At 68.0% G+C, this 334-nt stretch carries 1 pseudogene; it reads right to left on the bottom strand.

Going from position 1 to position 334, the window contains the following annotated elements:
* Nucleotides 1-23: 23 nt before the first annotated feature.
* Nucleotides 24-334 (bottom strand): annotated as a pseudogene (locus tag CVH10_RS25875) (hypothetical protein); the annotation flags it as partial.

Below are 334 nucleotides of genomic sequence, written 5' to 3'. Positions count from 1 at the left end.
GATATAAAGATGCCTTTATGTCTCTATCGCGAGCGGCGGCGGATGGCAAATGCGATCGCCACCAGCATGGCACCGACGATCGCCGCCATCGCATTGCCCAGTTGCGCGAACGGCGTCGGCGCGCGCGCGGGCGGGATCGGCAGGTCGATCGCCCCGGCGCGATGGTGCGGCACCACGCCCAGCACCTCGCCGTCGGCGGAGATCACCGACGAATTGCTGTTGGGTGTGGCGCGCACGATCGGCAGCCCTTCCTCGATCGCGCGCAGCTGCGCCTGGCGCAGGAACTGCGGCGGACCCCAGGTGCCGAACCACGCCTCGTTCGACGGGTTGAAGA

Source organism: Halomonas sp. ND22Bw, assembly GCF_003011945.1.
GTDB classification, from domain to species: domain Bacteria; phylum Pseudomonadota; class Gammaproteobacteria; order Pseudomonadales; family Halomonadaceae; genus Halomonas; species Halomonas halophila.
The sequence above is the reverse complement of the archived record's forward strand: the minus strand, read 5'-3'. Positions and strand labels throughout refer to the sequence as shown.